General features: G+C 60.4%; 14 protein-coding genes and 1 pseudogene. 3 read left to right on the top strand and 12 right to left on the bottom strand.

The genetic code is table 11. The features are described from left to right. Positions 1–497 precede the first annotated feature (497 nt). Positions 498–1,346: a hypothetical protein gene (locus LG661_RS17755; RefSeq protein ID WP_230533214.1), complete on the bottom strand. Its 849-nt coding sequence runs from the start codon at positions 1,344–1,346 to the stop codon at positions 498–500. Between the two features lie 63 nt (positions 1,347–1,409). On the opposite strand from LG661_RS17755, the gene LG661_RS17750 reads away from it, so the two are divergent. Next, positions 1,410–1,856, top strand: a complete 447-nt coding sequence (locus LG661_RS17750; RefSeq protein WP_230533213.1) for a hypothetical protein — start codon at positions 1,410–1,412, stop codon at positions 1,854–1,856. Here the strand turns inward: LG661_RS17750 and LG661_RS17745 are convergent. Both LG661_RS17745 and LG661_RS17740 read right to left on the bottom strand, forming a co-directional pair. After that, complete coding sequence (locus LG661_RS17745) at positions 1,853–2,857, bottom strand: IS1595 family transposase (protein WP_230533212.1); 1,005 nt, start codon at positions 2,855–2,857, stop codon at positions 1,853–1,855. The genes LG661_RS17750 and LG661_RS17745 overlap by 4 nt on opposite strands. A 405-nt stretch (positions 2,858–3,262) precedes the next feature. After that, positions 3,263–3,721, bottom strand: coding sequence for a MarR family winged helix-turn-helix transcriptional regulator (locus LG661_RS17740; protein WP_230533211.1), 459 nt, complete (start codon positions 3,719–3,721; stop codon positions 3,263–3,265). 66 nt (positions 3,722–3,787) lie between these two features. Here LG661_RS17740 and fabF point away from each other — a divergent pair, with 66 nt between their 5' ends. Continuing rightward, positions 3,788–5,044, top strand: a complete 1,257-nt coding sequence (gene fabF / locus LG661_RS17735) for a beta-ketoacyl-ACP synthase II (RefSeq protein WP_268995485.1) — start codon at positions 3,788–3,790, stop codon at positions 5,042–5,044. A 494-nt stretch (positions 5,045–5,538) separates the two neighbouring features. Here the strand turns inward: fabF and htpG are convergent. Beyond that, positions 5,539–6,609: pseudogene (gene htpG / locus LG661_RS17730) on the bottom strand (molecular chaperone HtpG); the annotation flags it as partial. 116 nt (positions 6,610–6,725) lie between these two features. Further along, positions 6,726–7,727, bottom strand: a complete 1,002-nt coding sequence (locus tag LG661_RS17725; RefSeq protein ID WP_407666740.1) for a 3'-5' exonuclease — start codon at positions 7,725–7,727, stop codon at positions 6,726–6,728. A gap of 273 nt (positions 7,728–8,000) precedes the next feature. Here LG661_RS17725 and LG661_RS17720 point away from each other — a divergent pair, with 273 nt between their 5' ends. Then, on the top strand, positions 8,001–9,479 hold the full coding sequence (locus tag LG661_RS17720) for a protein adenylyltransferase SelO (RefSeq protein ID WP_230533209.1): 1,479 nt from the start codon (positions 8,001–8,003) through the stop codon (positions 9,477–9,479). 83 nt (positions 9,480–9,562) lie between these two features. On the opposite strand, the gene LG661_RS17715 is transcribed toward LG661_RS17720, so the two are convergent. The 7 genes from LG661_RS17715 to LG661_RS17685 form a co-directional block, all read right to left on the bottom strand. Next, positions 9,563–10,255: a glutathione S-transferase family protein gene (locus tag LG661_RS17715; RefSeq protein WP_230533208.1), complete on the bottom strand. Its 693-nt coding sequence runs from the start codon at positions 10,253–10,255 to the stop codon at positions 9,563–9,565. Between the two features lie 106 nt (positions 10,256–10,361). Beyond that, entirely contained in the window at positions 10,362–10,670 is a 309-nt protein-coding gene (locus LG661_RS17710; protein ID WP_230533207.1) for a putative quinol monooxygenase, read from the bottom strand. A gap of 1,323 nt (positions 10,671–11,993) precedes the next feature. Next, positions 11,994–14,192 carry an SF1B family DNA helicase RecD2 gene (gene recD2 / locus LG661_RS17705; protein ID WP_230533206.1) on the bottom strand — a complete coding sequence of 733 codons (2,199 nt, stop codon included), beginning with the start codon at positions 14,190–14,192 and terminating at the stop codon, positions 11,994–11,996. 513 nt (positions 14,193–14,705) lie between these two features. After that, on the bottom strand, positions 14,706–15,593 hold the full coding sequence (locus tag LG661_RS17700; RefSeq protein WP_322098889.1) for a branched-chain amino acid ABC transporter permease: 888 nt from the start codon (positions 15,591–15,593) through the stop codon (positions 14,706–14,708). A 20-nt stretch (positions 15,594–15,613) separates the two neighbouring features. Beyond that, positions 15,614–16,351 carry an ABC transporter ATP-binding protein gene (locus LG661_RS17695; RefSeq protein WP_230533205.1) on the bottom strand — a complete coding sequence of 246 codons (738 nt, stop codon included), beginning with the start codon at positions 16,349–16,351 and terminating at the stop codon, positions 15,614–15,616. A gap of 103 nt (positions 16,352–16,454) precedes the next feature. After that, positions 16,455–17,618 carry an ABC transporter substrate-binding protein gene (locus tag LG661_RS17690; RefSeq protein ID WP_230533204.1) on the bottom strand — a complete coding sequence of 388 codons (1,164 nt, stop codon included), beginning with the start codon at positions 17,616–17,618 and terminating at the stop codon, positions 16,455–16,457. Continuing rightward, positions 17,615–19,522: a branched-chain amino acid ABC transporter ATP-binding protein/permease gene (locus LG661_RS17685; protein WP_230533203.1), complete on the bottom strand. Its 1,908-nt coding sequence runs from the start codon at positions 19,520–19,522 to the stop codon at positions 17,615–17,617. Before LG661_RS17685 ends, LG661_RS17690 begins: the two co-directional genes overlap by 4 nt. Positions 19,523–19,565: the final 43 nt, after the last annotated feature.

Raw genomic sequence — 19,565 nt, 5'->3', positions numbered from 1 at the left:
AGGAAATGCGGATATGAGCCCGTCTAAATCGAATCTGCTTTAGACCTGCTACGGCGCACCCCGCGGAAGAGCCGCCTCCATTCCCCATCCTCCCCATATCCCTGTACCTTCTGCCATGGACGCAAGTGTGTGCCGATCCTGCAAGTGGTGACGATCCACCGTGTGGGTCAGCGCGCACTGCGTTAGATTGGGACGAGAATATGCTGAGGCACTGTCATGCAGGCCGAGTTCCCACGAAACCTGGCACCAGATCAAGCCCTCTATGACATTGGCGGCAGATCGCGCCCGATGGACAAGGTGGCGTGGCATCGTTGACTCACACATCAACGCGGCCGAACCTGTCCTCTCCAGGGAGCCAAACTCTCTCGTGTTCCTTGGTAAAGAACAGGCTGCCATGGTGTCACCGGCGATGAGGGGCCGAGTGGTAGGCATACGTCTTGCTGGACCCAGCGAGGCGTGGCGATTGCAACTGCGCTCTCGCGTATGATCATTTCAGTCTATCCGTTCGGAACGCACCGCTGCATGACCCGCGCCAGCCTTTGCGAAAATGCCTTTGCGTCTTCCGGCAACTCGCCATCCATGATTCGTGCCTCGTCCAGAAGAAGATGGGCCGCATCTTCACGGAGTGTCTGTTCCGTATCTCCAAGGTTTGCCAAGGCGGCGATGAGGTCATGGCGCGGATTGATCTCAAGGACTGGTTTTGCTGCCGCCCCCAGTTGTCCTGTCCGTGCTAGGAGCCGCTCGAGCTGCCGGTCCATGCCAGTCTCAGGTGCTACGAGGCAGACAGCGCTTTCTGTCAGCCGCTCAGAGGCACGGACATCGGCGACGGAATTGCCAAGGGCCGCCTTGACGGATTTGATGAAGCCAATCACCGCCTCAGTTGCCGGAGCATCCACAATTTCGTGAGCCTCAATCAGTGGGATCTTCGTCAGATCCGCGGCGCCCTGAGTAACTGACTTGAGCAGCTTGCCATCGTACTCGATACCGGCCGTGACCCAGAAATTGTCAACCGGATCGGGCAGCAGCAATACCTCAATGCCGCGCGCTCGGAAGCCTTCAAGCTGCGGCGAGGCCTCGAGCCGAGTGAGATCAGTGCCGGTCATGTAATAGATCGCAGTCTGGGTCTCCCTGAACGAGCCAACATAGTCCTTGAGCGAGTGCCACCCGCTACCGGAAGCCGTGGTCTTGAACCGGGCCAAGCCGAGGAGAGACGGACGCCTCTCAAAATCCTCGTAAAGCCCTTCCTTTAGCACCGGCCCGAAGGTCTCCCACACCCTGATGTACGTCTCGGCATCGTTCTGGGCGGGTTTATCGAGTTCACCGAGAACTCCGGCATTCGGTAGCAAACGCCACCAGACTGGAACCAGGCTTTCTGCTAGCGTCCGGCTCCATTTCTGGAGCGGACAAACGTGGGTATTGCAGAGGAATTGAAGCGGAAGCGCACTGAGTTGATTGGTGAGATGGAGCAGTTGGCTCTCAGGATCGAAACGATCAAGAAGCAAGTTGCTGCCATTGATCAGGTGATCGCGATCTACGACCCAGCGCACAGGGATTCATCGGCAGCAAGGGCAAACCAAAAGCTCGCCAGGCAAGAGGCGCCGCTTCCGGCTGCTTTGGTGAAACTCAACAAGTCGGCGGCGATCCTCGAGGTTCTCCGCGAGGCTGGCGAACCGCTTTCTTCTGCCGATTGCACGAACCGGATTGTCGCGAAACACGGAGTGGCAGCCGATGATCCGGCTCTTCCGCGGTTCGTGACGCACATTTCGGCTGGCCTCAGCTCCCTGGTGAAGCGCGAACGCGTCCGCCAGGTCGGTACCGTCGACGGACGCAAGAACCTTTGGGAGATCGCGCGTTAGGTCCTGCGGGGCTCCCACACCAGGTCAGGCGGCTTGATCCCCTGCCAATAGCCGCAGAGGTTCCGTGATGTCGGATGGGCCAAGGCACGCCCGAGCATCTCGAGCGTCTGCCCGCGGTTGCCGACGCGGCTGCGATCCTCGCGCCAGGATAGTTCGGCGATATACCAGTCCAGGTACTTCACCGAGAAGCGATGGTGGACGCCCCTGTAAGCCCGCCGCACACGCGCGAAGAAGCTCTCGATCTGGTTCGTCGAGATGCCCTCGCCGTGCTGGTAGGCCACCTGATGGTTCACGCGCGTGAGGTTGTTGAGGCCGACGAGCTCGTCATAGGCTGCATGCTCGTCGGCAAACAGGTGAGCACTCGGCGCGACGTGCTGGCGAACCATGTCCCAGGCGCAGTCGGCGTTCTCGCCTCGGGTGATCCGCGAGACGGACTTGCCGCCCTCCCGACGTTCGCGGATGGCCATCACGACCACCCGGTCGGGCGACTGGTTCTCAGGAAGGCGACGGTCGACCCGTTCCTCCTTGCGGTTCTTTGGGCGGACATGGCCGAGGGCATAGAGCCCATCGATTTCGACCTCGCCCTCAAGGACGGTGTCGTCCCGGCGGGCCGCCAGAGCCTCTCGGAGCTTCATGAGGTTGGCCCAGGCCGTCTTGTACTGGACCCCGATCTCACGGCAGAGCTCCAGCGCTGCCTTGCCTTTGGCTCCATTGGCGGAGAGCGCGATGATCGCAAGGATCTGGCGGAACGGCAGCTTCCGGGAGGCAAAGATCGTGCCCGAGGTGACGCTGAACTCCTTGCGGCAGCCGCTGCACTTGAAGCGCCGTCGGGTCAGGACGTAGCACTCCATCACGCCGCAATGCAGGCAGTACGGCTTGCCCTTGGTCTCAGGCCAGCGGGCGCACCGGAACCAGTTGTAGGCTGCGTCCTCGCTCATCCGGATGACCTTGGTCACCGGGAGATCCCTGGCGAGGCGGGAGAGGAGGAAGTGCTCGCTCATCGCTCAGCACCTCCCCGGGGCGGAAGATGTACGAGCATGGTATTTCACAGCCCCCGACGATGGTCGGGATCGTGAACTCCATGGGAACGATGGCGAGAGGCATGCTCGGGCTCCGGCGGCCGGGAGTGGCCGTATTTAGGACAGCGGCTACGCTTGGCGACCCCGGTCGGGGTCGGGCGTTTCGGGTCAGAGCTGTCGTATGAGCCTTTGCATGGCCACGCTTATGCCAGGAAGCTTGGCCGGAGTCGATCGGAATCTGTAAGATCTAGCTCTGTCACGGAGTGTCCCTGTCCCCTTGAAATGGCTGGACTGCCATCGAAAGCGGACGTTCCTTGGAGGAGCATGAGCTGACCTTAAGGCTCGCTACCTCTAAAAATGTGCGGCTCATAATCGGCAAAGCGATCGTCAGTCTGCGGGTGAAGGCCGGTCGGCAGCCCTCTCCAACGTCCTCAACGACTCAAGGGTCTTCGCCGTGGACTCGTCCCCAAGGCTCTCCTTGAGCCGTTCGAAGGCCGTATTCCAGATTGGCAGAGCCTGGTCCAGCAACCGGTCGCCTTCCGGCGTCGTTCTGAGGCGCTTCCCGGTTCGGCCCCGCGTCGCGTCCTCATGCACCAAGCCACGGGCACGCAGCACTGCGATGTTGCGCACAAGGGTCGAGGCATCGGTCGCCAACAGCTCGGCGAGCGCTGCGACAGACGTGCCGGGGTGCGAGCGGATCGTCACCAGCAGGGAGAACTGCGTCCCCTGCAACCCGACCGCCTTGAAAGCATCGTTGAAGTAGCGGCTTAAGATACGGGCTGTCCGGAGTGCTTGATAGCCAAGGCACTCGTTCATCGCTCTCAGCGCCAACGTTTCAGTATCCATGGTTTGTCTTCCGCAACGAATCCTGTATATGCAGCATTACCTGCCACCAAGATGGACTATACCGCAATGCGCATCGTCGTAACTGGAATGGGCATCGTCTCGCCCCTTGGCTGTGGAACCGAGATCGTCTGGAAGCGACTGGTCGCAGGCCAGTCAGGGATACGACGCCTCCCGGACGAGGTCGTCCCCGACGTGCCCAACAAGGTGGCCGGTGTGGTGCCGTCGATCAACGAAGACCCGGAGGGTGGCTTCGACCCAGACCACTCCATCACAAGCCGCGACCAGAAGCGGATGGACCGCTTCATCCAGTTCGCCGTTACGGCAAGCGACGAGGCCCTCGCACAGGCAGCGTGGAGGCCCGAAACAGAGGAGCAACAGGAACGGACCGCAACTGTCATTGCCTCCGGCATCGGCGGCTTCCAAACCATCATCAGTGCCGCGCGGACGACGGAGACACAAGGCATTCGTCGCCTGTCGCCGTTTACCGTGCCCTCCTTCCTGGCCAACCTTGCCGCCGGCCAAGTCTCGATCCGGCATCACTTCAAGGGCCCGCTCGGAGCCCCCGTGACCGCCTGCGCCGCCAGCGTCCAGGCGATCGGGGATGCTGCGAGGCTGATCCGTGCAGGCGAAGCGGACGTCGTCCTGGCCGGCGGATCCGAGGCGTGCATCGATCGCGTGAGCCTGGGCAGCTTTGCAGCCGCGAGAGCCTTGTCTACCAACTTCAACGACAATCCGACAGCCGCATCACGACCCTTCGACAGCGATCGTGACGGCTTCGTCATGGGTGAAGGAGCCGCGTCCCTGGTCCTTGAAAGCCGGGACCATGCCATGGCCCGCGGTGCCACTATCCTGGCCGAATTGGTCGGGTACGGCACGAGTTCCGATGCCCACCACATCACGGCGGCTCCGGAGGACGGGGCGGGAGCACAACGGGCGATGCGCACGGCACTCGCGCAGGCTCAACTCAGCCCCGATCAGGTGGGCCATCTCAACGCCCACGCCACATCGACGCCAGTCGGAGATGCGGGGGAACTCGCAGCCATGAAGGCGGTGTTCGGTAACGGACACGGGCCGGCCATCACCTCTACCAAATCCGCAACGGGTCACCTGCTCGGAGCCGCAGGCGCAGTGGAAGCTGTCCTCACGATCCTAGCACTTCGCACCGGGATGCTGCCACCAACCCTGAACCTTTATAATCCCGATCTGGCCGCCGAAGGGCTCGATCTCGTGGCGCAGGCTACCCGGGTGAAGCGGGTGCGCTACGCCATGTCCAACGGGTTTGGCTTCGGAGGCGTGAATGCCTCTGTGCTGTTCGCTGTGTAAGGGACAAGGCTGATACGAGGGATTCAGAAAGAGGTTGTCCCTGGCGTAAGCGATCTGGTTGTCGCAAACGGGAAATGCGACGTGCTCGAACGGAAGTACAACGGCACTCGCCTCGTGCCTCAAAGAGTTCGCCAGCCCCTCCGACATCATTGCTTTGGGTAACTCGTTGCTCCCCGGTGCCAGAATTGTCGCACTCTCCCTCAAAGGCGTGAACCATCCGTCTGAGCACATTGATCACGTCTTTCGCTCTTGCCCTATGGAAGGTCGTCTTAGGGTCAAACTGAGAAGTGGAGCCGAACAAAGGAAGGGCCGTTTTCAGGTCGGCATGAGACCTTTGAGGCACCGAAACTGCTGAAGTGGCCGCTCCCACGATTGGCATCGCTGGAACCGCTCCCTTGCCGAGGGCTCCGAATATTCCATGACCACAAGCGTGGAATTTCCTTGTCCCTCTAGGCACTTGCCTGTTTCTTGGTGGTCGTTGCTACCGAATGCCGGAGAACTCGGCTGGTCACGCCCTTCTTGATCGCGGCTAGAAGTGGGCTCTCCTGGATCATTTCGCGCGAGACGTTGAGCGGCAGGTCAGCCGAGTCGATGAGCCCACGTACGAAACGCAGGTAGCGTGGCAGGATCTAAGCTTCATCGGTGATGAAGACCCGCTTCACATAGAGCTTCATCCGCCCATGACGATCGGGATCGAACAGGTCGAATGGCGTTGAGCCTGGCACAAAGACCAGAGCCGTGTACTCATGGCGCCCCTCTGCCCGGAAATGCACCGTCAGGGCCGGCTCATCGAACTGGCCGGCTACGCTGCGGTAGAAATCGGTGTACTCCTCAGGCGTGATGTCAGAGCGCGGCTTGATCCAAAGGGCGGCACCGTCTGCGACCTCCTGCGGCTCCGCTCCAGGCTTCTCGATAAGTGAGATCGGCACAGGGACGTGGCCCGACTGCTCCTTCACGATGCGCTCGAGCCGGTAGCGCTCGGTGTAGGACGCGGCATCCTCCATCAGGTGGAGAATCACCCGCGTGCCGCGTGCCGGCGCCTCATCGCGTGCTGCGGGCGCGACCGTGTACGATCCTTTACCATCTGAGGACCAGATTATGCCCTCGTCGCTACCAGCACGGCATGAGACAACGTCGACCCGGTCGGCCACCATAAAAGCGGAGTAGAAGCCGACGCCAAACTGCCCGATGAGTTGAGCCCCTTCGCCTTCCTGGGCCGCCCGAATTCGGTCCATGAAGGCCTTGGTGCCCGAGCGTGCGATGGTACCGAGTGCCTCGACCATCTCCCCGCGGCTCATCCCGATCCCGTTATCCTCGACGGTCAGACGGCGGTTCTCGGCATCAGTCAGCAGCGTGATCCGAGCCTTGGGGTCATCGCCGAGCAAAGCTGGCGTGGAGATCGCCTCGTAACGCAGCTTCTCGCAGGCATCAGCCGCATTCGAGATCAGCTCGCGCAGAAACACGTCCTTATCGGAGTAGACTGAGTGCACCATCAGGTGCAGCAGCTTGGCGACGTCAGCCTCGAAGGAGTGACTCTCAGGGGCGGTGGTATCTGCAGTTGTCATGGCGTGAGATGAACCTTGTTACTCCGGCGGGCGATGAGATGGCGGCAAACGGTCAAGATTTCAAGGCTGAAAAGCTACGGTTGAGGCCAGCCGTATACAGATCGGGCAGGTGCCGCTTAGTGTGCTGATCGGAATCTCTCGAAGGCAGTGATCTTCTGGGTGTAAGGCTCGACGTCGCGCCGGTAAACCTCGCGTCGAAGGAACGCGAGCTCCGCCTCGCCGGCCTCCTCCTCAACCTCCACCCACCATGATTTTGGGCGTCCGTTGGTCCCGTCGTTCCAGCGGTAGCCTCGCGCCTTCAGCACGTCCTTCATGTCAAACGGGCTGCTCTCCGCCCAGATGCGCAGGAGCGACTTCCGAGCCGAGGCGAGAAGGTGCTTGAAAGGGAGACCAGCCTCCGATGGCAGGGGGGAGGCCAATACCTCCAGCAGGGCATGACAGTCCTCAACTGCGCGGTGTCCCTGGTGGAACCAGCCGCACTGTGTCAGGAGATAGCCCAGCTTCGACCCCTCGAATCCGAGCATGCTCCAGGAGATCTCGGAATGAGAGCAGGCCCAAGCCTTGACGTGGAAACCCTTGGACAAGCTCTCGCAGAAGGGCCGATCAAAGCGGGCGTTGTGCGCGATGATCAACTCCGCCGGTGCTATGAAACGCTCAACCGCTTCGAGATCGAGCATCTGGCCAGCGACCATGTCGAGGGTGATACCAGTTAAGCGGGTGATTTCAGGACTGATGGGGATGCTCGGTTCGCGCAAGCCATTGAACGTCCCAATTAAGTCACCGATTTGGCCTTCCTCATCATAGGTGAAGGCGACCATGCCAAGTTCGATGACCTCGTCTCTCGTGTGATCCAGGCCGGTAGTTTCGGTGTCCAGGATAACGGCAGTCTTCTCGCCCTGGCGAGCGGTGCGGGATACTACGGTAGGGCGTGGTATCAATCGGCGCAGAACCCGATAGTCGCCTGTGGCCTCCAGCATCCGGGTAGCGGTCTCGCAGTCAGGAGCCCTGAAGATCTCGCCGCGATGCTTTGCATTAATGACGATCTCACCGGCGGGCATCGTCTCGATCTGACCCGGCGGTGCGCCGTAGTCCAAGAAAAGGTCAGCCTGACCTCGCATTTCTACAACCTCCGCCGCCAACAGGACAGGCCCACGCGTGGCACCCAGCGGGGCAGACTAGAGGCTGCGGGTCGCCAGATCGTTAATGCTTAAGGTATGTGAGAGGGAGCAAGACCGTGGAGTGGGTGGTCTGCCCCCAATTGCGTGTGGGCAGATGAGCTATACAAGGTTTTAGTGCGAGCGCCTTGAATCCAGTATGGATTTCGAAGTCTGACTCTTGTTTTTTGAGGCGCCCAATACGATTTCACGTGGTCCTGATGGTGAACCCGGACCATGACAATTCATTTCCCCTTCGACAATACCTATGCGCGCCTGCCTGATCGGTTCTATGCACGCTTAGAACCCGAAGCGGTCACGGCTCCGAAACTCATTCGTCTGAACCAGGATCTCGCATCAAGCCTCCGCCTCGACCCTGATCGCCTCTCCGGTCCTGATGGAGTTGAGTTTCTGTGCGGGAACCGAGTTCCGGATGCGGCAGAGCCCATCGCCATGGCCTATGCCGGACACCAGTTTGGACACTTTGTGCCGCAGCTCGGCGACGGCCGCGCTATTCTCCTCGGAGAAGTGGTTGATCGAAACGGCATTCGCCGCGACATTCAGCTCAAAGGCTCAGGTCCAACACCCTTCTCGCGCCGCGGCGATGGGCGGGCGGCGTTGGGACCTGTCCTGCGTGAGTATCTCCTCAGCGAGGCAATGGCCGCGCTTGGGCTGCCGACAACGCGTGCGCTCGCCGCAGTGTTGACCGGAGAAACGGTTGTCCGCGAGACGCCACTTCCTGGGGCAGTGCTCACCCGGGTGGCGTCGAGCCATATTCGTGTCGGCACATTCCAGTTCTTCGCAGCCCGGCAGGATGTGGAAGGGCTGCGCCTCCTCGCGGACTACACCATCGGCCGGCACTATCCGCAGGCTGCCGAAAGCAATCAACCCTACCGCGCGTTCCTGGACCAGGTTATCGCCGCCCAGGCAGATCTTATTGCCCGTTGGCTACACATCGGCTTCATCCACGGGGTGATGAACACCGACAACATGTCCGTCGCGGGCGAGACGATTGACTACGGCCCGTGTGCTTTTATGGATACCTATGATCCCGCGACGGTCTTCAGCTCCATCGATCGGCAGGGACGTTATGCCTATGGTAACCAGCCCCGCATCGGCCTCTGGAATCTGACCCGGCTGGCGGAGACGCTTCTGCCGCTCCTGTCCGAGGACCAGGAGAACGCCATGGCTGAAGCGAGCAAGGCGCTCGAAGCGTTCTCGAGTAAGTTCGAGGCGGCCTACCATGCGGGGCTCAGGCGCAAGCTTGGGCTGCTGACGGAGCGAGAGGAAGACCTGGCACTCGCCGGGGATCTCCTGAAGGCGATGGCTGAGAACCAGGCTGATTTCACCATGACATTCCGGAGGTTGAGCGATGCTGTCGCTGGACCCGAAGGGGATGAGGCTGTCCGAAACCTCTTCATCAATCCGATCGCTTACGATGCCTGGGTCACCCGCTGGCGCGAGCGTTTGAGCCTTGAACCGCAAGACGGTGTCAGGCGCCAAACTGTCATGCGAGCGGTGAATCCAGCCTTTATCCCGCGCAATCACCGAGTGGAGGCGATGATTGAAGCTGCAGTGGTGCAGGGCGACTTTGCTCCGTTCGAGGAGCTTCTGATGGTTCTCTCGAATCCCTATGAGGATCAACCAGCTTTCGCCCATTATTCCGAACCGCCGGAACCGCACCAGCGCGTCTATCGGACATTCTGCGGGACGTAACGCCAGCTTAGTAGTTTCGCACCTGGGTCGTTCGCCACATCTGGTGCCGTATTTTCAGCATCCGACGGGGCATGCGTGAGAAATCAGGTAGCCGCGGCGGCCAAATGTCGGAACATATGTTGGCGTGCTTCGTCGTCCATCTCAGCTTTGAAGCTATGCCGCTCCTTCAACGCAGCAGCCGACTGTGCAGCCGGGCGAGCGCTGATCTCGTCAAAAAGACGCTTGAGGTTCGGGAAGTCGCCCCATGCGTTCTCGCCCAAGATGAACGGCACCATGCGTGCCCATCCCCATAGGGCCATATCGACGATGGTGTAAGTCTCACCCACCATGTAGCGCTGCCCGGACAGATGCGCATCGATTATGCCGTAATGCCGCTTCGCTTCGTACAGATAACGGTTGGCGGCATAGTCCCTAGGCTCAGGCGCAAAGTGCTTGAAATGTACGGCTTGGCCTGAGAATGGGCCAATACCCGTCGCAATGAACATTAGCCAAGAGAGAAGCTCACCCCGCGCGACCGGTGTGCTGTCGGGTAGGAACCGTCCGGTCCTCTCCCCGAGATAGAGCAGGATTGCATTCGAGTCGAAGACCCTTGCGCCGGTATCCTGGTCGATGATCACAGGCACTTTGCCATTCGGATTGATGGCTAGAAAGTCCGGCTGGTGCTGCTCGCCTTTGCGTGTATCCACGGGCTTGAGCTCATACGGGAGCTTCATCTCCTCTAGGCACAGAGCGACCTTCATCGGGTTCGGAGCAAGGTTGTAGTAGAATGTAATCAAAGGAGAGCTCCAGCAGTTGGGGAGGACATCGGGAGGTGCTGACGGGTGACCCTGCGGTATGCCGATCCATCGAAGCGCGCCTCGGCAGGGACTGTCAGGCAGGGTTCTAGAGAGGTGAGAGGATGTGGATCATGCGGGTTTCAATCATGTTCGCCGCCCTTTCGGCATAAACTAGCATGTGTGGGGCGGCTGCGTGCGCCTTGAGCGCTTCAGGGCTCGCCGACTTCTCTACCGCGGCAAAGGTGTCCGGCCCAAGCTCGGTTTGGGAAGGTTCGAATGCCGGAAGATCGATAACAGGAACGTACTCGATACAGCCCTCTTCGGCATGCACGGCCGGCATGTTCGCCCGGAACTCCCGGAGCACCGTCTTGCGCATACCGGGCTTTGCCGTGATATAGGCCAGAACGTGCAGCATGAAGGATCTCCTGATTGCCGATAGTTTGCCACAGCCCTGCGCGGCTGCAGGGTTCTTACCCCGGAGGCAGGACCTGTGACTTCCGCAATAACCCCGGCGCTCAACGTACATTAACCTGTCCTAGGCCCTCCCCGCCTCGGCGGCATCTCAGGAGGCTGGTGGGAGATCGGGCCAACGCCGCCGAGGGGAGCCCAGTGGGGCCACCGGGACTGAGGCCCCCAGTGCCATCGGGTATGTGGTGGTGCTAGGCCGATGTTGCTTTCCTGCTCCGGAATACTGATGCCGATTGGCAACTTATAAGTGGCGCTCCGGCCTGCCCAGTCCTCGCGTTTATACCGGATCTCTCGATTGCAATGTGGACAGCGCGATGCCAGATCCCTTCTGGAGGCCCATGGGCTTTCAGCAAGATCAGGAAGGGCTGCTTGAGCCTTCGCGTAAGCGTCTGCATAGCCCTGCATCGCTTGGGCCACCTCAACTTCAAGGCGCCTCCCCTGCGGCGCTTCGGCCCTGTAGGCTAGGAGGATCCTTCTTCGGCATGTGCGGTGCCAACATTGGTCCTCACGAAGAACAAGTAGGATAATCCTATGTCGGCCATTCTCATACCACCGAAGTTGTCCGGTGAGTGCACCGGCGACGAAGTCGGAGATGCTGAGCGACAGGTGGTCGATATGCACGTACGCTCCAGGTTGGCCATCCTGATCCTTCCAGGTCATGGTTTTGAAGGCAGGTAGATGCGGGTCAGGCCTGAGCCAAAAATGGTGCAGGGCTGCAGGCTCGTGAGCGACCAGCCACAGGGCGCGAATTCCTGATCTCGCATAGCGCTCTTGCCGTTGCCGGTAGGCGTCCTCACCTTGGAGCTGAACCTGAGCTTCAAGGGCGACGGTCCAGGGTCTTCCAGACCGGCGGCACAGGACATCGGCCCGCCAATCCTGACCATCCGGTGTCGTCCCAGATTGCTCTGGCAGAGCATCCCAACCCGCAGCTCGGGCACCAATCAGGCTCTGTGCCTTGATGTAGAGATGAAGGTCACTTTCCTTCGCTCCCTCGGGAGCTTGCCCAGGAGGGTGGGCGAAGAAGCGTGTTCCAAGACACGATGTCTTTGGGATAGCCCGCCCTTTCCCATATGGCATCCATGCATTGCGATTTCGCGTTACTCGCAACTGCTCCCATTCGTCATCGGTCATCAGTGGAGCAATAAGCGGCTCTCCTGAGTGGGTGTATGCGAGCAGGGGCATGGTCTGGCTTATGTTATCTTAGGATTACGTATGGCGTTGAAGCTCCACACTTCGGACGCGTTACGAGAAAGGAGGTTTGAGCTGTTGATCAGAGGGCTGCTAGCCATTCCCGCAGTTTCGTCCAGCGTCTCTTCGTCCGCCCGCCTCTAACCGCCATGGCCACTGCCTTCTTCTGGCCCACCAGCACGACCAGTCGCTTGCCGCGGGTGACACCCGTATAGAGCAGATTGCGGGCCAGCATCGTGAAGTGCTGCGTCACGACAGGAATAATGACGGCGGGGTATTCTGAGCCCTGAGATTTATGGATCGTGGTCGCATAGGCAGGTACCAGGGTGTCGAGTTCCCCAAAGGGATAGGAGACTTCTCGCCCATCGAACGAGGCGATCAGCGCTCCTTCGTCATCGTCAATCCGGACCACGGTCCCCAGATCGCCGTTGAATACCTCCCGGTCATAGTCGTTCTGAGTCTCCATCACCCGGTCGCCCGGCGAGAACCGCCAGCCGAATCGCTCCACCTTGGCGGGAGGGTTGGGGTTGAGCACTTCCTGGAGTTGGATGTTCAGGTTGCGAGCGCCCAGAACGCCGCGGTTCATGGGACAGAGTACCTGGATGTCCTTCATCGGATCAAGGCCGAACCGGCGCGGCATGCGCTCTTGGATCATCTGGATGATCTTAGGCACGCCCTCCTCTGGATCGGCGATCTCCACGAAGTAGAAGTCGCTTTCTTCCCCCTTCTTCGGCGGTTCGGGCATTTGGCCCTTATTGATGCGGTGGGCGTTCACCACGATCCGGCTTTCCGCCGCCTGCCGGAACACTTCGGTCAGGCGGGCGACCGGGATGCGTTCCGAGGCGATGATATCGGCCAGCACCTGCCCTGACCCGACAGAGGGTAACTGGTCCACGTCGCCCACCAGCAGTAAACCTGCTTGCGGCGGGATGGCCTTAGTCAGAGCGTTCATCAGCGGCACGTCGACCATCGAGGTCTCGTCAACCACTAAGAGATCGCAGTCGAGCGGGTTCTCCTCGTTTCGCGAGAAGCCACCGTGCTTCGGGTCGATCTCCAGCAGGCGGTGAATGGTTTTGGCGTCCATGCCGGTCTGCTCGGTTATGCGTTTGGCCGCCCGTCCTGTCGGAGCCGCCAGCGCCACCTTGACGCCCTTGGCGATCAGCAGGCGCAGGACCGTGTCGAGCAGGGTCGTCTTGCCGACACCAGGGCCACCGGTCACCACCGCCATCTTTGAACCGAGCACCAGCTTCAGCGCCTCGCGCTGCGAAGTGGCGAGGGATTTGCCTGTGCGGCTCTCCACCCAGGGAATAGCCTTGTCAAGGTCGATTTCCGGCCAGGGTGCTGGACCAGACGCACGCTCGATCAGTCGGGACGCAATCGCCTGCTCGGCTAGATGGAGCCCTTTCAGGAAGAGGCAGGTCTCGCCGCCGATTGTGTCCGAGACGACGTCGCCTTTTGAAAGCTCCTCGACTATCGCTATGCGGATCAACGCCCCATCCACCTCGAGCAGTTGCTCGGCCAGACGGGTCAGCGCCTCTACCGGCAATGCGCAGTGTCCCTCATCGGTGGCTGCCTGCAGTGCGAATGAAATGCCCGCACGGATACGCTGCGGCGCGGTCTTTTCCATCCCGAGCTTAGCCGCAATGGCATCGGCGGTCCGGAAGCCGATGCCGCGCACGTCCTTGGCCAGCCGATATGGGTCCTCCGTCATAACCTGGATGGCCTCATAGCCGTAGGTCTTGAAGATGCGCACCGCCCGCGCTGTGCCGACCCCGTGTGCGTGAAGAAAGATCATGATCTCCCGCACTGCCTTCTGCTCAGTCCAGCCCGCCACGATGCGGGAGGCGCGCATGGGGCCAATCCCAGGCACCTCCGTCAGGCGTTCAGGGGCAGCCTCAATGATCTCGAAGGTATCTATCCCAAAGGCGGCCACGATGCGTTTGGCCATGGCTGGCCCAATGCCGCGCATCTGGCCGGAGGCAAGATATTTCTCGATGCCCTCGGCTCCGGTCGGCGGCGTGGTCTTAAGCACCTCAGTCTTGAACTGCAGCCCATGCGTACGGTCGCTGATCCAGAGGCCACTGGCCGTAACCCACTCCCCGGCCGACACCGCCGGGGTGTGGCCCACGACAGTAATGAGGTCGCGCTTGCCCCGGGCATGGACTTTAAGGACGGCGAAGCCATTATCGGGATTGTGGAAGGTGACGCGCTCGACCGAACCCGCGAGCGTCTCGAGGACTGACCTCTTTTCAACTGGTGTGGGTCGACTCATCTGGTTCATGGCGCCTGCCAGGAAAAAATCCTGAGCCTCCGACTTTATCGCTGGATGGCACCACTGACGAGGATGCTCTCCCTATATTAGCATCGGATGTTCTCTATTTGTTTCAAGTCTTTTTTGCGGCGATTCAGGCTAATACCGGCTCTATCAAAGACAGTTTGCCGGTTTGGTTGTGGTGCCAGCTAAGCAAGCGCCAAAACTGAGTGTTCATTGAATTGTGCCTGGCTTCCACAGGCGAGACGGGGATGAGTAACGTCAGCAAAGCGATACCCTCGCGGGATGGGACTGTGGATTGGGAGGAGCGGATGACAATGAGAGTCTCGCAATTTTCGGATGCGCAGGGCGCAGGCAAGTCCGCAGGTGCTGCGCCTCTTTGAGCAAACTCTCGACTGAGTTATCCGCGTGACGAGAAGGTCGTCTCCGAAACTCGGCTGCATACCCGGTCATAGCAGGATTGCCGATCTCTTCCCGCTACATCCATCCACGCCCGGACTGACAAGCGGGTGAGGCTCCCTCTCAGAGCTTCACGACCGTTCTGCGTGCGAGAAGTCCCTGCGGCGCGTAAAGCAGCACCGCGATTACCAAAATGATGGCAAAGGCATCACGGTAGCTAAGAAGGCTTTCCGGGAGGAAAGCCTGAAGAAAGACCTCAGTGAACCCTAGTAGGAATCCTCCGGCGACAGCTCCCGATAGACTACCGAGACCCCCAATTATGGCTGCGATGAAAGCTTTCAGGACCGGCAGAAAACCCATCAGCGGGTCTACGCTCCCTCGTTGCGCAACCCACAGGACCCCTGCAACGCCCGCGAGCAGACCGGAGATGGCGAAAGCAGTCGCCACAACGGCATTCGCCCGTATGCCCATGAGGCGGACGATTGCGAAATCCTCTGCCGCAGCACGCATCGCACGGCCGAGCACCGTGCGATGGAGGAATAGGTTGAGGCCAACAAGCATAGCAATCGTCACGAGGATCGAGATCGCCTGGATTATGCCCAGGTGCAGCCCGGCGATCTCAATGGTTCCCGATAGGGCCATCGGGATTCGTACCGCCATCGGCCGAGCGGAGATGAAGTTCTGGAAGAGAACCCGAATGATAGCGCTGACAGCGAAGCTCGTCAGAAGTAAGGTCGTGCCGCTGGCCCCGCGCACTGACCGGAATGCGACACGTTCCATAAGGACGGCGAGCAGTATGGCAACGACGACGGCAGCAGGAAGCGCTAAGGCGAAGGGCACGCCGAGCAGGAGCGAGAAAATGAGCCCGTAACCAGCTGCGGTCATCAGCTCACCATGTGCGAAGTTGATCAGTCCCATGATGGAAAAGACCACTGCCAGGCCGAGGGCCAGGAGTGCATAGGTTCCGCCAAGGCTGAGCGCATTGACGAGCTGTTGCAGGAACATGTCCATTGGATTGATCCCTCTCCCGCTCACGCGCCAAGATAGGCGCCCTGTACTTCAGTTGAATTGCGGAGCTCATCGGCCGTCCCCGAGAGCACGATGCGGCCATTCGCCATAACGTACCCGTAGTCCGCGACCTCCAGAGATAGGGACACATTCTGTTCGACTAGCAGGATTGTTAGGCCGCGGTCGCGAAGCCCGATAATCAGGTCGAAAATCAGGTCGACCACCTGTGGGGCGAGTCCGAGTGACGGTTCGTCCATGAGAAGGAGCTCCGGGGACGACATCATCGAACGTGCAATGGCCAGCATTTGCTGCTCACCTCCCGAAAGAGAGCCTGCTTTTTGGTGCAATCTCTCCCGAAGGATTGGAAACCGTTCCAGCATGTCCTCACGAACCTCGCGGATGGAACTCCGTGACGAATGCGCTGCTCCGCCGAGCAGGAGGTGCTCATCCACGCTAAGGCTCGGGAAGATGCGCCGGCCCTCCGGTGTGAGCGTCATGCCCATCCGGACAATCCTCTCCGGAGAGAGCGAGGCTACATCCCGACCCTTGAAGAGGATGTTTCCTGCCTTCTTTCCGATAAGGCCCACGATAGCGTTTAGTGTCGAACTCTTACCAGCACCGTTGGCACCGAGCAGCGTCACGATCTGTCCTTTCCGGACGCTAAGGTCGATACCTTTCAGCGCCTCGACAGGTCCGTATGCTACCTTCAGGCCCCTGACGTCGAGTATCGCCTCCGGCAAGGGATTCAAGCTAAGCAACATCGTGCCATTTCCTTGGCATTGCCTTTACCGATGGAGGCGGCTCCCGCACGGCGTCCCGTCCCGGGCCCATTGTGGCTTTGCCCCGGGACGGGCCGAGGCGCGATTATGGGGCCGGAACGTCGGCTGCAGCAGGAACACCCTGGCTGACTAATTCACGGCCGCCATCCTTGATGCGTACGAGGGCGACGGAGCGGAGGGGCATGCCCTGTGTGCCGACGTAAGTGATGGGCCCGGTCACCCCAGGGACTTTCTCAAGCGAGGCGATTGCATTGCGAATGGCAGTAGGCTCGATTCCGTCCGCCTTCGTTACGGCCGCCTCGATTACCTTTCCGAGGTCATAGCCGTTCGCGATGTAGTTCGTATCGGGCTCCTGCCCCGTCCTCTGCTTGTACTTCGCATTGAATTTTGCGAGTGGACTTCCCTCAGTCGCAAAGCCCGCCGCCGTGAACACGACGCCTTCGACGAGCTTCCCGAGACCGAACGTGGTCGGGGAATCAATGCCGTCGCTGCCCAAGATTGGCGTGTCGACACCCGCGCTGCGCAGCTGCCGGATGAATGCCGGGAAGTCAGGCTCGTAGGCGGCTGTCATAATCACGTCCGGGGCAGGGTTGAGGGCCTTGATCTTGGTGACCTCGGCGCCGAAGTCCTGCTGGCCCATACTGAATGTACCTTCACCGACGATCTCGCCACCCTTGGCCTTAAAGCTGGTGGCGAAGTACTCGGGGAGCTTCAGGGTATAGGCGCTGTCGGGCGACTTTAGGATATAGGCCCTCTTGTACCCCTGCTCGATCGCGTGGTTGGCGAGAACAGCGGCCTGGACATTGTCGGCAGGATAGTTCCCGAACATGTAGTCGCCGACTGCAATTGGCATAGTCGGTGTCGTCGCGCAGAAGGAGAATGTGGGGATCTGAGCCGCCTGTGTGATTTGGCCCGCAGCAATCGACGGATCCGCGTCGCACGGTGTAATCATAATATTGACGCCCTGGTCGATCAGTTCCTGGGCAGCAAGCGCTGTCTGGGCGGCGTCGGAGCGCGTGTCCTTGATGATGAGCTTGATCGGGAACTTGCCAGCAATGCCGCCCGTGGCGTTGATTTCCTCTACTGCCATCTCGAGACCCTTAAGCGAGGGCTGATCGTAGGGTGCGAGATTGCCTGTCTGGGCCGTGGCCAGTCCGATTAGGAGTTCCTGAGCGGTTGCAGGAAGCGGCGACAGGGCCATTCCGCTGAGCATCGTCGTGATGCAAAGTGCTTTGATCTTCGACTTCATCCCAAGTCTCCCTCTGGTTTTAATGCAGGATGCTGGAGGCTGCGCCCCGCCGATAGCGAGGCTGCATTCTTCGGACGGGGATCCAGCCCGGACACCGCAGGGCGGCGGCGCCCGACATACGCTTCGATCACAGCTGGGTCTGACTGGACCTCGGCCGGTGCGCCGACTGCGATCTGTTGCCCCTTGTTCAGGACGACCACCTTGTCGCACAGGCGCATGATCAGCTTTAGGTCGTGCTCGACAACTAGGAGGCCGAGCCGGTATCGAGAGCGAATACGATCGAGCACGTGCATGAGATCCTCGGTCTCGGCTGGGTTCATGCCGGCCGCAGGCTCGTCGAGCAGCAGATAGCGCGGCTTGAGGGCGAGCGCCCGGGCGATCTCGAGCCGCCTCTGCGCACCATAGCTGAGTTCCCCTGCGAGTTGATCAACGTACTCCCCCAGCCCTACCTCGGCGAGTGCCAGCCGCGCTCCGTCACGGGGGTCCTCGCCGTGCCTGCGAACCGCACTTGCGGCCACTACAACATTCTCAAGAACGGTGAGATTCCTGAACAGGCGGATGTTCTGGAAAGTGCGACCCAGGCCAGCGACAGGCACTGCGTGGGTCGGAAGGGAGGCGATCTCTCTACCATCGATTAGCACACGGCCGGTGGACGGTGGCACAATGCCCGAGATGCTGTTGATGAGAGTCGACTTACCTGCCCCGTTCGGCCCAATGAGTCCGATCACCATCCCGGGCTCAATGTTAAAGTTGGCATTCTCAAGGGCGACCAGGCCCGAGAAAGTTTTACTCACGTTTTCGATACGAAGTGCTCCATCACCGGTAGGTGGCGAAATGTGGGTTTCGGGGGAGCCGCTTCGGACGCCGTTTGGGTTTTCGGTGAACCGCCGGAGGAACTTCAGGCGTTCGTCGAGTTCGCGGACTCCGAAGAGGCCGTCCTTGAGGCGATACATAACTACGAGAATCGCAAGGCCGACGCCAATGTCCGTCAATCCAAAGACAGTCGGTAGTGAAATTGGACCAAGGTCCAGGCCGCTTTCGAATTTCCGTAGCATCTCGACCAAAACCATGATGAGTGCAGTGCCGCCGACGGCCCCGGACACCGTGGTGACGCCGCCGAGGATAAGCATCGCCAGCAGCATGAAGGTCAGGTTGAAATAAAAATCTTTGGGAGAGAATGCACCGATGAAGTGCGCGAGCAAGGCGCCGGCCACCCCGGCGAGCACTGCACCCAGCACCCACGACACGAAACGGTGGAGCCGGACATTGACGCCAACCGCGGTCGCGGCGATCTCGTCCTCACGGGAGGCTCGCAGCTTCAACCCAACCGTCGAATCCCGGTAGATCCGCGCCACTGCTACTGCTCCGATCGCGAAGGGCAGCGCCATCCACAGACCAACCGCCCTCGGGATTCCGAAGAATGTCTGGCTCCCTCGCGTGAAATTAGTCGATGCGACGAGAACGACATGGACGATGATGAGGAAGCCAAGTGTGGCGATTGACGCTGCCGAGCCGCCGAGCCGGGCGATCGGTATCCCGATCAGCACGGCGACGAATACGACGACCAGCAGGGCGGCGGCCAGGGCCGGAATGAACGGCAACTGCATATCCGCGAGCCACTGCGGCAGGTGAGGCAGCGAGGTCTTTTGAATGACTGGATTGATAGTCAGCAGGCCTGACGCGTAGGCCCCAATGGCCATGAAACCCACATGCCCGAACGACACGATACCCGAATTTCCCGCATAGATGCCTATGCCGAGGACGGCGACCAAGTAGATCGAGAATAGAGCAATGATGCGCTCCCCGCCTCCCGGGAACAGGAGCGCCGCAATGATGGCTGCCGCCACTATCGGCAGCGAGGTTACGACGATCCCGATGACGGTTTCACGCCTGGCGCGCACCATCCTGCATCCTCAACTGCGGACCCGGCCTGCTTTGTCTCGGGTC

The sequence above is a fragment of the Microvirga roseola genome, from assembly GCF_020866965.1.
Classification (GTDB): domain Bacteria; phylum Pseudomonadota; class Alphaproteobacteria; order Rhizobiales; family Beijerinckiaceae; genus Microvirga; species Microvirga roseola.
Note: the sequence above shows the minus strand (reverse complement) of the source record. Positions and strands in the feature narration are given on the sequence as shown.